Annotated in this window: 14 protein-coding genes; 3 read left to right on the top strand and 11 right to left on the bottom strand. The window is 37.3% G+C overall.

All coding sequences use genetic code 11. The annotated features are described in order from the left end of the window. Position 1 precedes the first annotated feature (1 nt). The 3 genes from ASU31_RS13570 to ASU31_RS13560 all read right to left on the bottom strand — a co-directional run bounded on the left by ASU31_RS13570 (position 2) and on the right by ASU31_RS13560 (position 7285). Positions 2–1600 (bottom strand): RagB/SusD family nutrient uptake outer membrane protein, encoded by a 1599-nt coding sequence (locus tag ASU31_RS13570; RefSeq protein ID WP_083505366.1) that lies wholly within the window; start codon positions 1598–1600, stop codon positions 2–4. A 17-nt stretch (positions 1601–1617) separates the two neighbouring features. After that, positions 1618–4611, bottom strand: coding sequence for a SusC/RagA family TonB-linked outer membrane protein (locus tag ASU31_RS13565; RefSeq protein WP_057932843.1), 2994 nt, complete (start codon positions 4609–4611; stop codon positions 1618–1620). 955 nt (positions 4612–5566) lie between these two features. Next, positions 5567–7285, bottom strand: coding sequence for an FAD/NAD(P)-binding protein (locus tag ASU31_RS13560; protein WP_057932842.1), 1719 nt, complete (start codon positions 7283–7285; stop codon positions 5567–5569). Between the two features lie 404 nt (positions 7286–7689). On the opposite strand from ASU31_RS13560, the gene ASU31_RS13555 reads away from it, so the two are divergent. Next, positions 7690–8259 carry a DUF1543 domain-containing protein gene (locus ASU31_RS13555; RefSeq protein WP_057932841.1) on the top strand — a complete coding sequence of 190 codons (570 nt, stop codon included), beginning with the start codon at positions 7690–7692 and terminating at the stop codon, positions 8257–8259. Positions 8260–8264: 5 nt separating this feature from the next. Here the strand turns inward: ASU31_RS13555 and ASU31_RS13550 are convergent, their stop codons facing one another. The 4 genes from ASU31_RS13550 to serC all read right to left on the bottom strand — a co-directional run bounded on the left by ASU31_RS13550 (position 8265) and on the right by serC (position 11618). After that, a complete protein-coding gene (locus tag ASU31_RS13550; RefSeq protein WP_057932840.1) occupies positions 8265–9056 on the bottom strand; it encodes a lacto-N-biose phosphorylase central domain-containing protein in 792 nt (263 codons plus the stop codon). 159 nt (positions 9057–9215) lie between these two features. After that, a complete protein-coding gene (locus tag ASU31_RS27500) occupies positions 9216–9362 on the bottom strand; it encodes a hypothetical protein (protein ID WP_157258009.1) in 147 nt (48 codons plus the stop codon). Between the two features lie 25 nt (positions 9363–9387). Then, complete coding sequence (locus ASU31_RS13545; protein ID WP_057932839.1) at positions 9388–10512, bottom strand: DUF1015 family protein; 1125 nt, start codon at positions 10510–10512, stop codon at positions 9388–9390. An 8-nt stretch (positions 10513–10520) separates the two neighbouring features. Further along, the gene (serC, locus tag ASU31_RS13540) at positions 10521–11618 is read right to left on the bottom strand and encodes a 3-phosphoserine/phosphohydroxythreonine transaminase (RefSeq protein ID WP_057932838.1); all 1098 of its coding nucleotides are present in this window, start codon (positions 11616–11618) and stop codon (positions 10521–10523) included. Between the two features lie 323 nt (positions 11619–11941). Here serC and ASU31_RS13535 point away from each other — a divergent pair, with 323 nt between their 5' ends. Beyond that, on the top strand, positions 11942–12409 hold the full coding sequence (locus ASU31_RS13535; RefSeq protein ID WP_057932837.1) for an Lrp/AsnC family transcriptional regulator: 468 nt from the start codon (positions 11942–11944) through the stop codon (positions 12407–12409). Between the two features lie 36 nt (positions 12410–12445). Here the strand turns inward: ASU31_RS13535 and ASU31_RS13530 are convergent, their stop codons facing one another. From ASU31_RS13530 to ASU31_RS13520, 3 genes are read right to left on the bottom strand one after another with little or no spacing between them, the layout of a single operon-like run. Further along, a complete protein-coding gene (locus ASU31_RS13530; RefSeq protein ID WP_057932836.1) occupies positions 12446–13033 on the bottom strand; it encodes a pentapeptide repeat-containing protein in 588 nt (195 codons plus the stop codon). 18 nt (positions 13034–13051) lie between these two features. Then, complete coding sequence (locus tag ASU31_RS13525; protein WP_057932835.1) at positions 13052–13381, bottom strand: DMT family transporter; 330 nt, start codon at positions 13379–13381, stop codon at positions 13052–13054. A gap of 2 nt (positions 13382–13383) precedes the next feature. Then, positions 13384–13929 carry a TetR/AcrR family transcriptional regulator gene (locus tag ASU31_RS13520; RefSeq protein ID WP_057932834.1) on the bottom strand — a complete coding sequence of 182 codons (546 nt, stop codon included), beginning with the start codon at positions 13927–13929 and terminating at the stop codon, positions 13384–13386. A 115-nt stretch (positions 13930–14044) separates the two neighbouring features. Between ASU31_RS13520 and ASU31_RS13515 the strand changes: the two genes are divergently transcribed. Continuing rightward, positions 14045–14290, top strand: a complete 246-nt coding sequence (locus tag ASU31_RS13515; protein WP_057932833.1) for a hypothetical protein — start codon at positions 14045–14047, stop codon at positions 14288–14290. Positions 14291–14350: 60 nt separating this feature from the next. Here ASU31_RS13515 and ASU31_RS13510 read toward each other — a convergent pair. Beyond that, a partial coding sequence (locus tag ASU31_RS13510) for a DUF4159 domain-containing protein (protein WP_157258008.1) occupies positions 14351–14584 on the bottom strand: 234 nt, incomplete at its 5' end.

Here is a 14584-nt window from a genome sequence, read left to right as displayed (position 1 = left end):
ATTATTGCCAGTATGGATTTTGGGTAACCGATGGATTTGCATTGATTACATCTTGAGATACCGGCCAGTAAATACCTCCTGCACGCTCAAACTGCGTGAATGTAAGTGACACACCATTTTTCTTGATGAAGGTGCCGGCAGCATTTTTAAGCCTGTTGTAACGTACGATGTCGTACCATCTCCAGCCTTCGCCCATTAACTCTCTTCTGCGTTCTTCAAAAATGGCATCAACCAAATCTTTGCCAGATGCAGCGTTATAAGTAACCGTTCCTCTTAAATTGGCTGCTTTATTCAGTGCCAAAATGGCTTCATCACGCTGACCCAATACAGCACAGGCTTCGGCCCTAAGCAAGGTAATTTCTTCGATTCGGCTAAACAGCATGGTAGAACTAAACAGGGTTAAGTTACCAGAGGTTTGAGCCGTGTAAATCACTTTGATTTTGTTAAAAATGGGCTGCTCTGATGGGAAGTTGTAAAAATAATTTGTACGGTATAAGCCTGTAACAGGGTTAATGCTAAACCTTAAATCTCCTGGATCAGTAAATATTTTAAGGATACTATCCTTTGGCACAAACATTTCAGGCTGTGTTTTAGGGATAAACGGCGATGCCAGGGTTAACTGCTCAATATGGCCGTTAGCAGTAGATAAACCATTACCTGCCTCAAATGGAAAACCTACCAATACCGTTGCGCGTTTAAAAGCAAATGGACTATAGTAGTTTACGTTCTCAGTAAGGGCGTCCATATCCAGATAAACAATCCCGTTAGAACCACTTCCGTTAGATTTGGTATAGTTATCTAATACGAATTTTGAATAGGTAGCTGCATCCAGGTAATTGCCCTGCCAGGCCGCAATGTGGGCCAAAATAATATAGGCCGATAACCGGGTAAAAATATTGCCGTTCCAGCTTGCCCAGCCTGCACCATAATAAAGGCCAGGCAAAATAGGATCATCGCCGCCATATTTAAAAGGTACCACCTGCGCTGCAGCCAATAGCTCGGTTGTTGCAAACTGTAAAACTTTATCTTTAGCTGTTCTTGGCAACTGTACAAAATCACCATCGTGCGATGAGGTTAACAAAGGCACATCGCCCCAGATCCTTACCATATAGAAATAGGCAAACGCTCTTAATATTCTAGCTTGTGCTACATCTACATTATTGTTTATCTGCGTGTACCGCGAATCTAACGGTATAATCTGTTTAGAGCGCTCAATAAATAAACTCGCAGCATTAACTACGGCATAAAACCTGCGCCAGTTGGTAATCCTGTTAATTACTGGGTACTGTGCATTTAACTGCCCTGTAACAATAGATTTAAGATCTGCCCTGTTGGTGATCTGAAAATCGCCCTGACGTAAATCGCCCATTAACCAATGGGTATTATCTGATACCGTAGCCGAACGCATCAGGCCATATACCGAGAGTAAGTTTGCGCGGGCATCTTCCAGCGTTTTCCAGTTACTTTCTTCGGTAGCTAATCTTGTTGATTGTACATCATCAATTTTCTTACAGGAGAAATTACCCACACCAACCATGGTTAGTATTAACACTAGAGTAACCGACCTGTAGATACTAATTTTATAATTAGAATATTTCATATCAATAATGGTATATTTTATAAATCGAGTTTGAAGCCTAAAACAAATGTTCGTGGGATGGTGATATTTGCACCGTCATATATTCCATTGTAATTGATCAGTTCTGGATCAACACCTGAAAAATCGGTCAGTGTAAATACGTTTAAGGCTGTAGCATATAAATAAGCTCTCCTGATTTTTCCACCGGCTTTTTTGAATAAACCTGTTTTACCAAAATCATAACCCAGGGTAACCGATCTTAATTTCACATAAGAAGCACTTTCTAAAAACAGATCCTGATCGGTACGGTAAGCATCTACAGGGCTCCATGGATTGTATATCGGATAATTTTTCTCGTTATCGAACGATTGCCATGAAGAAACTTCTTTAACCGAGTTGATATCGTTTCCAGCCTCGCGGTTTACAAAACCGTAACGGGTTGCCTCGTATTGGTTAATGGCTTTTTGTCCCGCAGCAAAAATGAAATTGAAGTTTAAATCAAAGTTTTTGTAAGCAACGGTATTATTCCAGCCGCCCACAAATTTTGGTAATCTATCGCCGGTTAATACTTTGTCTTTACTATCGATGCGGTTATCGTTATTGTAATCAACCCATTTCGGATCACCGGCTTTTAAAGGAATACCGTTAAAAGTTCTTCCGGCAGGTACTTCAGCATCGCTGTTATAAATACCTTGGTTGGTGTATAACCAATAACTGCCTACCGATTTTCCTACCTGTAACTTATTATCGTTCTGGTAAATTAATTCGTTTAAGCCCTCTGGCAATGCAGAAAGTTTATTTTTGTTATAGCTTAAATTTAGGCCAGTATTCCAGGTTAAGCCATTGCTTTGTTGTAACACCGCACCATTAACCAAAAATTCTACCCCTTTGTTGTTGATATCCATACCCGATTTATATTGGGTGGAATAACCTGTTTCAACGGCTACAGGCAATCCGATTACGCTGTTTTTATCTTCACGGTTATATACCGTTATGGCAGCATTGATGCGGCTGTTTAAAAAAGATGCATCCAAAGTTACACTCGTACGATCTGCATAAGGTAAACTGATGTTATAACCAATAAAACCACTGTTGTATGGGCGGTTAATACCCAATAGGCCGCCATAACCCGGTATAGTTGGCTCTTCTTCCCATCCATTTTCTGAACGGTACTGTGGTCCTGCAGCAAAACGGTCATCCTGGAAAACCCTTAAAGTTCTGCCCCAGCCTGCGCTTAAATGTAATGCATCAATTACGCTATTGCCTTTTAGAAACTGTTCTTTTAAATTCCAGTTGGCATTAAATGCCGGGGTAGTTACCCAACGGCTATCTGGCTGACCATTAGAGGTACCATCTCTTCTCAATAAAGCACTTAAGGTAAACAGGCTTTTATAAGCGTATTTTGCCGATCCATAAAACGACATTAAATTATTACGCTCCTTATCTATATACCTGAATACATAAAAATTGCCATTAGATAGTACGTTGAGGTAATCTGGGTTATCAGTTCCATCTTTGGTAGGGTTACCATCTACAAAAGTCAGTTTTACATAATCATTCGGGCCATTGTAGGCTCTTGCATAATTATATTTGTAGGTATCGCCCTGTAAACTCTGTCCAAGTTCCAAATCAATAACATGGTTTTTATTGATATCATATTTATAGCTAATACTGTTGTTGAGTGAAACCCTTTGGCTATAACCAAAATAGTTAGAAATATAACTGATACCCGCCAGCAAGGTTGATGGTATAAAATAATCCCTGATCCCTTCATTGTAATTGAACAAACCTGTGGTAGAGATTACAAATTTATTCACCTTTGCACTTAAGGTCAGGTTTCCGTTTAATACTGTAGAACGGTTGTTATCCACATTTCTATCATTTTGAATTAGGTATGTAGCGTAAGATTCTGCATTTGGAGAAAGCGGGCTGCTTAAATCGGGGATGTAGCGTGTTTCGGCAAAACGATCTCGCAAACTTTTGTTCCTGCTACGGTCTAAACGGGCCGTATTAACCGTACTTGAAACAGTAAGCCATTTAAAAGGCGCCATATTGATCCCGAAAAACAAATTGTACCGGTTTAATCCTGTCTCATCAGCGTTACCGGCATTCTTAGTCCCTGAACCAAAAAACCTGAAATTTGCCCTTTCCGTTCCACCTGTAATCCCTAAATCGGCAGAAAATGTCGGTGTATTCTGGTAATATAAATCTGTCCAGTTTGAAGGGCCAAAATACGCCACATTTGTAGAATCTCTTAAATAAGAAGCAGGGTTGCCTGTTGGATTGTATTTTTGATAAAACTGGTTCCTGAAATTGTTTTCATAAACCCCATTAATGGTATTTACCTTTGGCGCGGCTACATAACCAAAATAAGAATTTAGACTGATGTCTCTCAGACCCGCCTTTGCATTTTTAGTAGTAATGTATATAGCTCCATTAGCCGCATTTGGTCCAAGTTTGGCCAGTTCGAAGGGATCTTTAATTACAGTAATAGACTGAATATTATTGATATCCACCTGTGATAAAAGATTGGTTGCAGGGCCAATCCTATTGTAGTCGTATTTCTGTACATCAAATGCAAAAGGATTATCCGCAACCAGAGGCACTCCGTTTAAATAAATTGCCGGCTGTAAAGCATAAATATCTTTTTTATTAAAGAGTAAACCAGAGGTACCTTGTATAATAATGCTTTGCTCAGTTCCAGGTTCGCCGTTTGGTTCCTGTATGTAAACGCCAGCCAAATTACCTTTGATAATTTGCTGTAATGATAGATTGGGAACAGGTGTTGAGGAACGGATGTTAACTGTATCACGTACTGTTTTAAATTTCTGTAGTGCTCTAATCATTTGACCAATTGTATCGGTTTTAATGGAATAGGCGGACGAATCTTTTTTAGCTTTAGTAGTATCTTGCTGAAGAACAAAATAACTGCCGTTAGCCATTTTAAGGCATACCCTGTGGGCATATAAAGATTGCGATCCAAAAACAGATAAAAACAAGGCAATACAAACGCTTGTATAAATTTTAACCATTTTATTAGTTTAATTAAAAGTTTAAGTGTTTAAAGAAGAAACTCGATTGTTAAAATGCAATTAAGAAATTGTCTCTATCCGAGATTTTGGGCAAAGCAATGCCTGAAGACAAAAAGTAAAATTTTTGATCATGGAATGTGGTTTAAGATTGATTAATATTAATTCTTAATGCAACCTATCGTGCATAAGAATGATTAGTTTTTGTTTGCTTGTTTGTTATATACCTTGGTTAGAGGTTCTTTGGTTATTTTATTTATTATTTGTTTTCTTGCTAGTTGACAAGATTCTTTATGCTCGTAATACTAAAATAAAATATCGGCTAGTTATGATTTGTTAATGCAAGGTATATATTAAGAAAGTTGTTTTTTATTTTTTCTTAACGCAAACGTTTGCTTAAAAAATGCGTGGTAAATAAAGCCATAAATAGCTATACACATTGAACAGCGGTATTAATCAACTAATTTTTATACTTTTTATAAACGATATTCTAATAACGAATAACTGTTAAGGAAAAAGCTTTAAATAACAGTTTGATTGGTTATTGAAATTAGGCTTAAAGAATCATATCCAGGCTCGCCTATACCCAGAAATGCTATACCGTTTTTATAAATTTTGTAATTCTAAAAAGACATTACGCAAATTAAGCGCAAACGTTTGTTTTTTTACACAAAACAAGCCCCAATACCCCATTAGGCAATTTTTTCTTTAAAAGCAATTAAATAAAATATACTATTTTTAAGTAATTTCTGTTCTTAATTATCAAAACACCAACATATTAAGCTACTTTAAAAAAACTGCTGTTTATAATCTTGAAAAACAATAAATAAATCGTTTTATCAGTTGTATTTTTTTGTAGAAACAATACTAATCGATTTCATAAATTAAGCTTTCTCTTAGCTACAGCATTAGTGTCATCAAAAAATACATGAAATAATGTGTCTAAGTAGAAAATTTATTAAGTAAGTCTATTCTCTCCTAAAACACGCTTTAACACCGCTTCCGATGCGGCTTCACAGAAATCGATCCCAGAATAATCGGGGTTGTAACCACCAATGTACGGAACGGCCATAATATAGATTCTTTCATTCACCTGCCCCGCTTCATTAACCACCTGAAAATGATCGTTAATGGTGATACCAGGCACATTTAAAAAGTAAGTATTGCCTTTCCTTGTCACCAGATCATTGTGTTTCATTTCTGATTTTCCGTTCTCAGCAGACTGGAACTGCAACATAGCCGGACTAACCGTTCCATTGTTAATCAAGCTTTTAAAAGGAAAATCCTCAAAAGAAAGGTGTGGCTGTCCAATACAATCGATAAAGGTATCGAAGTGAACGGTAATCTTCTTATCACCTACCGTGTAATGATAATCTGCGCCACCTGTTTCTAATGGTTTAAGTTCTGCGTCATCTCCAACGGCAACAATGCTTAACACACCCGCTTCGTGCAGTGCCAATAATTCTCTGCACGAGCTTTGGGGTACAAATGCAATTACAATAGAAATAAGGGGCATTAATACTTTTTGAAGCCGTTCCATATCTTCGGCAGAAAGGTACTTTGCAGGATAGTTCATGGCAAAACTTAAAACGGCTAAGGCTTCTTTCCAATAAATAGATTTCCGCTTTTCTATAGATTTTTCTGCCTCCTCGTATTCTTGCTTAAAAAGATCGAAGGGTTCTATTTTTTCTCTAAACGCCATCATGGCCCCAACAAACTCCTCGAGGTTCATTTCTTTAATCTGCTCATAAAAAGCAGGATCCTTTTCAACAAACATTTCCTTGAAATTCTTTTCAAATACAAAATCCAAGGGTAAAAATCCTCCATTCTTACCTATACTTTCCTGAATTTCTGCTTTGCTTAGCGTTTCTTCCTTTCCTAAATGTGAATCTTCCAGATGAAAGCGAATTGCAGGTAATAAACCATTACGCGAATGCATTACAATTTTAAAGTCCTTGCTTTCTAAATGATAGGCGTAGGTTCCATCTTCATTATCTGTAAACTTTCCATTTTGCCTGGCCAACGTTCTTAAGGCATCAATCGCCGTTAACGATGAACCCATAATGCCAACAGCGTGGTTAAGTTTTAGCGCTATTTTTTTAGGTGGGTATGGAGAATCGAAATAATTGGGAATCCTGCCCTCATATTTTTTAGGCCAATTGTGCCCGGTACAGATAATAACCTGATCAAAATAAAGTTTATCATGATTTTGAACACATACGGCTACTGTATTGTCATCAGTGACATCAATAATATCTTCTACAATGCAATTTAAGTGGACATTGGTTTTGATTCCTTTTTTAGCCGCAGCTTTTTTCAGGAGATTAAATTGGGCCGATAGGTATTCACCAAAAAACAGTCGGGGCAATACTTTGTATTCGTTAAATTTCTCTTTACTGATGTTAAACTTTTTTAAAATACTTTTTGGAGCAATTTTCACCCAATCTTCAATGGAGTTAAAGATGACCGGAATTTCATTATCTGATACGTTAGTGATATGTTCTACATTTGCACCTTCAACGCTATAGGGCATGCCAGCGCCCAAATAATTTTTGCGTTCGAAGATGTCTATTTCAAAGTTGGTGGCTTTAGTTTCAGTTAATCTTTTGTACATAAAAAGACCGCTAGGCCCACCGCCTATAATAGCGATTTTTATTTTTGCTTTTTTAGTATCCATTTATCGCTGCATTTATTTGTGCCCCTTAACTCGTCAGTTCATATAATCTTAAAAAGATGAAATTGTTTTGCTTTTTGTCACAGAAATACGGAATAATAGTCCTAGTTGTCATCCTGAGAAATAATTTATTTTATAAGGGTCAATATAAATGATGTTTGTAATGCTTTTAGGTTTTGGAAATGAATGTCAGTATTCCATGGGGTGTGGTAGTCCCGCTATTCGTTCCAGCCGATGAAGAATCGGCATCCACTGCTATCGGGTTTATATTGAAAGGTTTGTGCTGCATAATCACCAGCTTTGTGTTCTCCGCGCCTTCCTCCTTGTGCTCTCTGTGGTTAAAAGAAGATGTAAAATCACAAACCAATTCTGATTAACGCTGTTAAAGAAAAGGCAAGCAATTAAATATGGATACACAGCAACCAAAATTATACATGCTTTTATTGGGATCGAAAGCACCAAAAAGAAATGTAGAACAGCACGATTATTTCTTCGGCATCGCCCACTCGCTTAAGGCGCTTGTTCCCGAAATTAGAGCGTTTTGGCCCGAAGCAGGAACCAGTATCCATATTGATGGCTGGAGGGAAGTGACTAAGGTGGATAATTATGAAATCAACATTAAATTAAGAGATAGTTCTACAGCTCTTTCTACCGACAAGCTATTTTTCATTAACCTTGGTGGCTACCAATCGAACCAACTATACGAACAACATTATATTGTTTTATCTGTTCATAATGAAAGGGCCAAGGCTATACAGGAGGCAAAGAGAACGGTATTCTTTAAAACCAATTCGATAAAAGGAGCCAATGCCCATATTGATGAAAAGTATGGCATTGATGTAGATGATATTTATAAAATTGAAGATATTTTAAGCGAAGAATCGAAACAAAAATACCATATCGAAATAAAAACATCTTCAGGCGATTTACCTGAAGATGAAATTCATTTGGGTTATCTTAAACTAGATAAACTTTAATAGCATTATTTTTTCGACAGTTTTTTTAACCATGCCACTACATCAGCAGCTGCTTTATCATTTTCGAAACCCATTTCTTTTGGTAAACGTCCGTTAACATATTCGTCATACAACCATGGGTCGGCGATGGCAATTACCGTTCCTTTACCATACTTAGCTGAAGCAATAACTGTTGCATTAGCCGCATTTTTCAAAACCGGTTTTGCAGCATTCCTGGTTTCAATAGCGCAAACATCTTTCATAAATATTTTTTGCGCCGTTTTAAATACAGGATTATTTTTCGTTGAAATAGCACCATCTTCAAAATGTTTATCATCAATAACATGATTTTGCATTTCATTGCTAAAGTGCATACCAAATACATTGGCTAGTTTATTAAAGTGAGGTAATTCTACGTTTGCACTATCGTTAGCAAACATCACCAATATGCCTCCTTGTTTTACCCATGCAGAAATTTCAGTAATATCTGCCGCCTGTATATAATTTGGTTTTGGATTTTCTTTTGGTCGATCGGGATCTACAATTAGATATACATCAGTTCCTTTTAGCTTGGCTGCAGTAGGAGCTGTTTCTAGAGAATCTAACTTAAAGCCTTGTTTCTTAAAGATATTTCCCAAAATAAAGAAATTTCCATAATCGCTTTTGCCCCATAAATAATGAAAACGCTCTACCTCTCCAGTTTTATTTTTTCGGGTTTCGCGATTAAAAAAATAATCTAAAGTAACGGTTTGTGCACTCGCCAGTACAGATGAGCAAATTAAAATAAAAAGTATGCAAACTCTAAAAAGCATTTTCATAAAATATATCGGGTTAAATTGTAAATATCAATAACCCAAAAGTATAAAATTTAACTATAATCAAATTGCTATAATCAACCACTATGGCATAATTAACTGCAAAACTTACTCCGTATCAAACTAAATTGATTTACCACAACAATCTTCAATTTAACTGTTTTAGAGCCAATGCAGATGATCGTGCTCTCCATCGTTTTTTTTCTTATTTATTTTAAGACGTTTTTTGTACAAAGCCACTAAAAAGAAAGCAATTATCAGAAAGGTAGCGCCTATCTGCGCTATGCTTTCTAAATCGAGATCGAACATATCGTTTGTTTTATAGATTTAACTATTAATTTACCCTTACCGGTTCTCCTTTCGCCGTTATGGCCACCGTGCTAGTCGCCATAAACCCCTGAGGGATCTTAGGTTCTATCCAGGTAGATTTGGGTGGCAAAAACTCACCCTTTTCTGCAGCGGTAATAAATGCATCGGCTGTCATCGGAAAAAGAGAAAAACCAATTGACGTTTCATCGTGATCCAGCGCTGCAAGAAATTGAGACCATTTGCAATCCGGAAAGCAAGTTAATCTTTCGTCTTCCTTTGGGTTATTGATACCAAGCGCAGCTGACAGAATTTTATCTTGTAAAATCACCGTATCTGGCACTTCTGGCAATGCAATAGAAGCTTTATTTAAATCCAGTTGATACCATTCGCCTTTAAAACAAAGGCCTAACCTGTTCTTCTGATCAGGTTTATAAGCTTTGTTATTGGGGATTTTTGAGATGTAATAATACTGTTTGAGTTTTTCCATCAACAGTGAATAAGAAATATCTGCCCCCGAAACCACTCGATGAAAGGCACCTATCGAAATTACATCGGCAGAAACAAATAGCGAACTGATCTGCTGAGGCGAGTTCTTCTGCAACGAACAGGCTGCTTCCAGGCGATGATGACCGTCGGCAAGGTAAGCCGCATCAAGTTTCATAAATTCCGCAACAAATTTTTCAATAACATCTTCTTCCAATACCTGATAAAGAAAATGTTCCATCTGCGACCATTCGCTTGCCAAAGGTTTACGCGTACGCACTACAAAATCAATAAGCGTATCTAAGATTTTGTCTTTTTTATGGACCAATAAGATTGGTGACTTTTGCGTTGCCTTATTTTTACGGTCTATTTTAAGCGATTCTACTTTCGATGATACCGTTTCTTCGTGCCTTTTAATTGAATCTACTGGTGTTCGAGAAAGATCGGTAGCGGCCCAAATGCCCCTCATTACACCAAATTCGCTACGGAACTCATAAACATAAATAGCTGGCCGATCATCCAAAGGACATCCGAACAGATTAAGCAAGTCTTCAAACGAAAGCTGCTCATTTTTATGCACCTTACCGTATACCTGATCAGAAATCATCAGATCAAAGATGTCTTTACCTGGCTGTAATGCCTTTAATGGAGAGATTTTTATCATCATTTAACGGATTATCCGAGTTCAAGAACTGTTTTATCGCTGTATATTTTTTCAAAACTGGCCATCGCACTTACCAATACTTCAACACTCGATAATGGAAGCGCATTGTAAAGTGAAGCCCTAAATCCACCAACTGTTCTATAGCCTTTTATGCCTACAATTCCCTGGTCTGCTGCAAATTTTAAAAACCCGGTTTCTACCTCTTTATTAATGGCTAAAAAAGTAACATTCATTCGAGAGCGATGCCCAACATCGGCCGTACCGTAAAAAAGTGGATTCCGATCTATTTCGGTATATAATAATTTTGCCTTTTCTATATTTTTTTGTTCTATTCCGTTAACACCACCCTGATCTTTAAGCCACAATAAATTAAGCATGGCCACATAAATAGAAAAAACTGGCGGTGTATTGTACATGCTCATATTATCGCGGAATACCCGATAATCCAACATTGATGGGATTTCTTTTTTTGCCTGATCAAGAAATTCATTTTTAGCAATAACGAGTGTCATTCCTGCTGGCCCCATATTCTTTTGGGCACCTGCATAAATAAGATCAAAATCGGTGATGTTAATTTTTCTGGAAAAAATATCTGATGACATATCGCATATCAACGGCGCACCGGCAGTAGAGAAATCGAATATCTCTGTCCCCTCAATCGTATTATTTGAAGTACAATGCAGGTACGCAGCTTGCTTATCGTTATTAAAATCAACCGGGATGTAAGCATAATCTTTATCTTTCGAAGATGCAACTAGCGCTACTTCGCCAAACAATTTGGCCTCTTTAATGGCTTTTTGTGCAAAATAACCGGTATCAAGATAAGCGGCTTTTTTTCCTTTACTCAAAAAATTCATTGGAACCATAGCAAATTGTGTACTGGCCCCACCCTGCAAAAAAAGCACTGAATAGTGATCGGGAACAGACAATAACTCGCGCACCAAAAGCTGGGTTTTAAGTACCACATCTTCAAATTCTGGCGATCGGTGAGAAACTTCTAAAATAGATAAACCCATCCCTCCCCAATTGATTACAGCCTGAGCAGCTTGTTCCATTACAGATGACGGCAATATGCATGGGCCGGCACCGAAATTGTGTTTTTTATGCATGAGAAAAATAATATTCGGTTAAATTAATTACAGCGTAAAGATCAGTAGTTAAGCAAATTATACCGCAACAACTTATTTTTTTGGTAAAAATTATTTTTTATCAAACCCTAAACATCCTAAAAATTTGGTTTAGTACACGAGGAAAATAAGCTGACAGAATATAATTTTTATTTGCACTCCATAATTTTTACTATTATTGTAATATATACACTAAGTATGTTTTTAAAAAACGACAATAAATTATATAAATATACCTTATTTTAACTATTTTTAGGCTGCACAAAAGCGAACAAAAAAGAAACAGTTATACACTAAGTATTTACATGCAACCTCAAAAAGTTGATCAGACTGATATCGAAATCCTAAATCTTTTACAACGTGATGGATTATTAACCTATAAAGAAGTTTCGGGAAAGCTTAGAAAAAGCATGACCCATATTGTAGACCGCATTAAAAAACTGCGGTCAAATGGCTACATCAAATCAACAGTTGCCATTGTAGACATCGATAAACTGAGGTCGCATTTTATAGCCTTTCCTCACATTCAGCTTACCATACATTCAGAAGATATTGTAAGGGCGTTTAAGGCCGAAATGGAAAAATACCCGGAAGTGATGGAGTGTTATCACCTTACCGGGCATTTCGATTTTATGCTTAAAGTGGCCATGCCAGATATGGTTTCTTACAACAATTTCCTCAGGGATAATATAGGCGCACTGGCTTATGTAGGAAATATCCAGAGCTTTTTGGTACTGAATCAATCAAAGGCCGAAACGGCCTATGCTTTGTAGATTGGTTAGCCGGGTTATCGATTTCAAATTAGCTACCTAATCCTCAATATCCAGTTTGAAGTGGTCCAATAAACCCGAAAGGTTATTCGACGAAAATCTGGCTTTTTTGATGGTGTTCAGCGAAGGGTCGAAAGAAAAATTCCTTGCGGTGCGGAAATCAGTTTTCTCCAGAATTGTCCTGTTAAAAGATGTGGCCGTGAGGTCGCAATTATTAAAAACAGCTGAAGATAAATCTGCCGATTCAAAATCGACTTCCTTTAGTGAGCAGTTAATAAAATTTGTTTTCCTGAGCTTGGTACCATAAAAAACAGAATAATCCAAAATGCACCCCTTAAAAGAAAAGGAGAACATAAATTTATTGCAGGTAGAAAAATCAATACCCAATATTTTACAATCTGTGAATGTAATGTTACTAAAACCTGTACCTGTTACCTGAGTGAGCGAGAAATTACAATGGCTAAATTCACAGTCAACAAAATCGTTATGGCTCAGCTCACTTTTAGAAAAATCGCACCTTATAAATTCGCACTTAATAAACTCTCTCTTTTGCAGCTGTTTACCGCCATAATTGATATCGGTAAAAGTTTTATTTTGATGAACGGTTGTTTCAGCAGGTTCTTGCATAAAAATTAGCGCTAAATTTTAATGGGAAGTTGATTTGGAAAAAACATTGAGCACCACTACCCCCGCAACAATAAGACTAATACCAATAATGGCTCCAATATCTAACTTATTTTTAAAAACAACAACCGATATTATTGCGGTTAATACAATACCCAGACCTCCCCAAATGGCATAAGCCGTGCCGAGTGGAATCGATTTTAAGGCAATGGATAAAAAGTAAAAACAAAGCAAATAGGCCACAACTGTTATAGCTGATGGAATGAGTTTGGTAAACTGATTGCTCGCATTTAAAAAGCTCGAACCAACTACCTCTGAGATAATGGCCAGCGCAAGAAAAAGATATTTCATACTTAAAGTTTAATGAGTGTTTCTAAAATCTGTTGTTTTTTCTTGTCACTGATATCATAAACACCCAGATTATCCGAATACCATAATCCATCAGCAACAAGCATCACAATCAGGTGTTTTATACCTTGCCCGCCATCATCGCCATTACCAATATGGGTACTAAACCATTCATCCCAGCCTTTACGGTACTCTGCATTGATGAGAATAACCTGAGTGATAATTTTCATCGTCCTTCTATAAAACAGGTCGTTACTTTTATTAATAATAAAGCGCAGGTAAGCCAAACTTCCCACCTCCTTACCCGATGACTTTTTTTCTTCTACAATCCACTCGGTAAGCTCAGCCAAACTTTGGTTCATCAATTCTTTTAACAGATCTTCTTTGTTACGGAAATGGTGGATAATGCCCCCCTTGCTCAAACCCGTTTTATCGGCAATGGCCTGAAAAGTAACACGATGCCAATCTAATGCGCCGATTTCTGCAGCTGCTGCTAAAATAAGTTGTTTGCTTACTTCAGGCTCTTTTTTTCTTTTATAGGGATTTTCCATACCACAAAGATACCGAACGTTTGGTTTGTTTACAAATTATTCTTACGTTTGCATTGACAAAAGATCAGTTTCAGCTATGGATTGGTCTTGAAAATCCATTAATTATTCCTAATATATGTCCAGATACATCACCATCATCTCTACCATTATCGAATCGGGCAGCGATACCGGTTTAATTGCTTTGGCTGCTGCAGGGTTGCAGGATATTTCAGAATGGTCTATCGATCTAGAAGATTGCGACAAAGTAATCCGCATTGTTTCGGCAAAGGATATCAGCAATGAGTTTTGCGAAAAACTGGCACTTTTTGGGATAAAAGCATCGGTAATGCAGATTTTTGATGATCGTTATCACCTGATGTAGTGCGCTAAACCTGTCAAGTGGTAACATCTGACAGCACGAAAAACAGCCAACTGGAAATTGTTAACTGTTTATGCCCATTGCGTAAAGGATAATATTTACCCCGAATTTGGTATTATCTTCAGCTAAAAAACGTTTGTTCCTGAAATCGTAATCCCACTCGCAGCCATAGTCTTTATTGCTATAAAGTACCCCTATTCTATTGTTAATGGTAATCGCTTTCAGGTAATCGTGTACCAGATCATCACCCCAACCGTTTAACTCGAAAGAAGTAGTTGGCGGTCCCTTCTCAAACTT

The sequence above is a fragment of the Pedobacter ginsenosidimutans genome (genome assembly GCF_001442625.1).
In the GTDB taxonomy this organism is placed as follows: domain Bacteria; phylum Bacteroidota; class Bacteroidia; order Sphingobacteriales; family Sphingobacteriaceae; genus Pedobacter; species Pedobacter ginsenosidimutans.
Note: the sequence above shows the minus strand (reverse complement) of the source record. Positions and strands in the feature narration are given on the sequence as shown.

Excerpts from the sequence above, each read along its gene's own strand:
- ASU31_RS27500 (WP_157258009.1), bottom strand. The coding sequence starts at position 9,362 with ATGTTCGATCTCGATTTAGAAAGCATAGCGCAGATAGGCGCTACCTTT.
- ASU31_RS13515 (WP_057932833.1), top strand. The coding sequence starts at position 14,045 with ATGTCCAGATACATCACCATCATCTCTACCATTATCGAATCGGGCAGC.
- ASU31_RS13525 (WP_057932835.1), bottom strand. The coding sequence starts at position 13,381 with ATGAAATATCTTTTTCTTGCGCTGGCCATTATCTCAGAGGTAGTTGGT.
- ASU31_RS13535 (WP_057932837.1), top strand. The coding sequence starts at position 11,942 with ATGCAACCTCAAAAAGTTGATCAGACTGATATCGAAATCCTAAATCTT.
- ASU31_RS13545 (WP_057932839.1), bottom strand. The coding sequence starts at position 10,512 with ATGATGATAAAAATCTCTCCATTAAAGGCATTACAGCCAGGTAAAGAC.
- serC (WP_057932838.1), bottom strand. The coding sequence starts at position 11,618 with ATGCATAAAAAACACAATTTCGGTGCCGGCCCATGCATATTGCCGTCA.
- ASU31_RS13550 (WP_057932840.1), bottom strand. The coding sequence starts at position 9,056 with ATGAAAATGCTTTTTAGAGTTTGCATACTTTTTATTTTAATTTGCTCA.
- ASU31_RS13520 (WP_057932834.1), bottom strand. The coding sequence starts at position 13,929 with ATGGAAAATCCCTATAAAAGAAAAAAAGAGCCTGAAGTAAGCAAACAA.
- ASU31_RS13565 (WP_057932843.1), bottom strand. The coding sequence starts at position 4,611 with ATGGTTAAAATTTATACAAGCGTTTGTATTGCCTTGTTTTTATCTGTT.
- ASU31_RS13530 (WP_057932836.1), bottom strand. The coding sequence starts at position 13,033 with ATGCAAGAACCTGCTGAAACAACCGTTCATCAAAATAAAACTTTTACC.
- ASU31_RS13555 (WP_057932841.1), top strand. The coding sequence starts at position 7,690 with ATGGATACACAGCAACCAAAATTATACATGCTTTTATTGGGATCGAAA.
- ASU31_RS13560 (WP_057932842.1), bottom strand. The coding sequence starts at position 7,285 with ATGGATACTAAAAAAGCAAAAATAAAAATCGCTATTATAGGCGGTGGG.
- ASU31_RS13570 (WP_083505366.1), bottom strand. The coding sequence starts at position 1,600 with ATGAAATATTCTAATTATAAAATTAGTATCTACAGGTCGGTTACTCTA.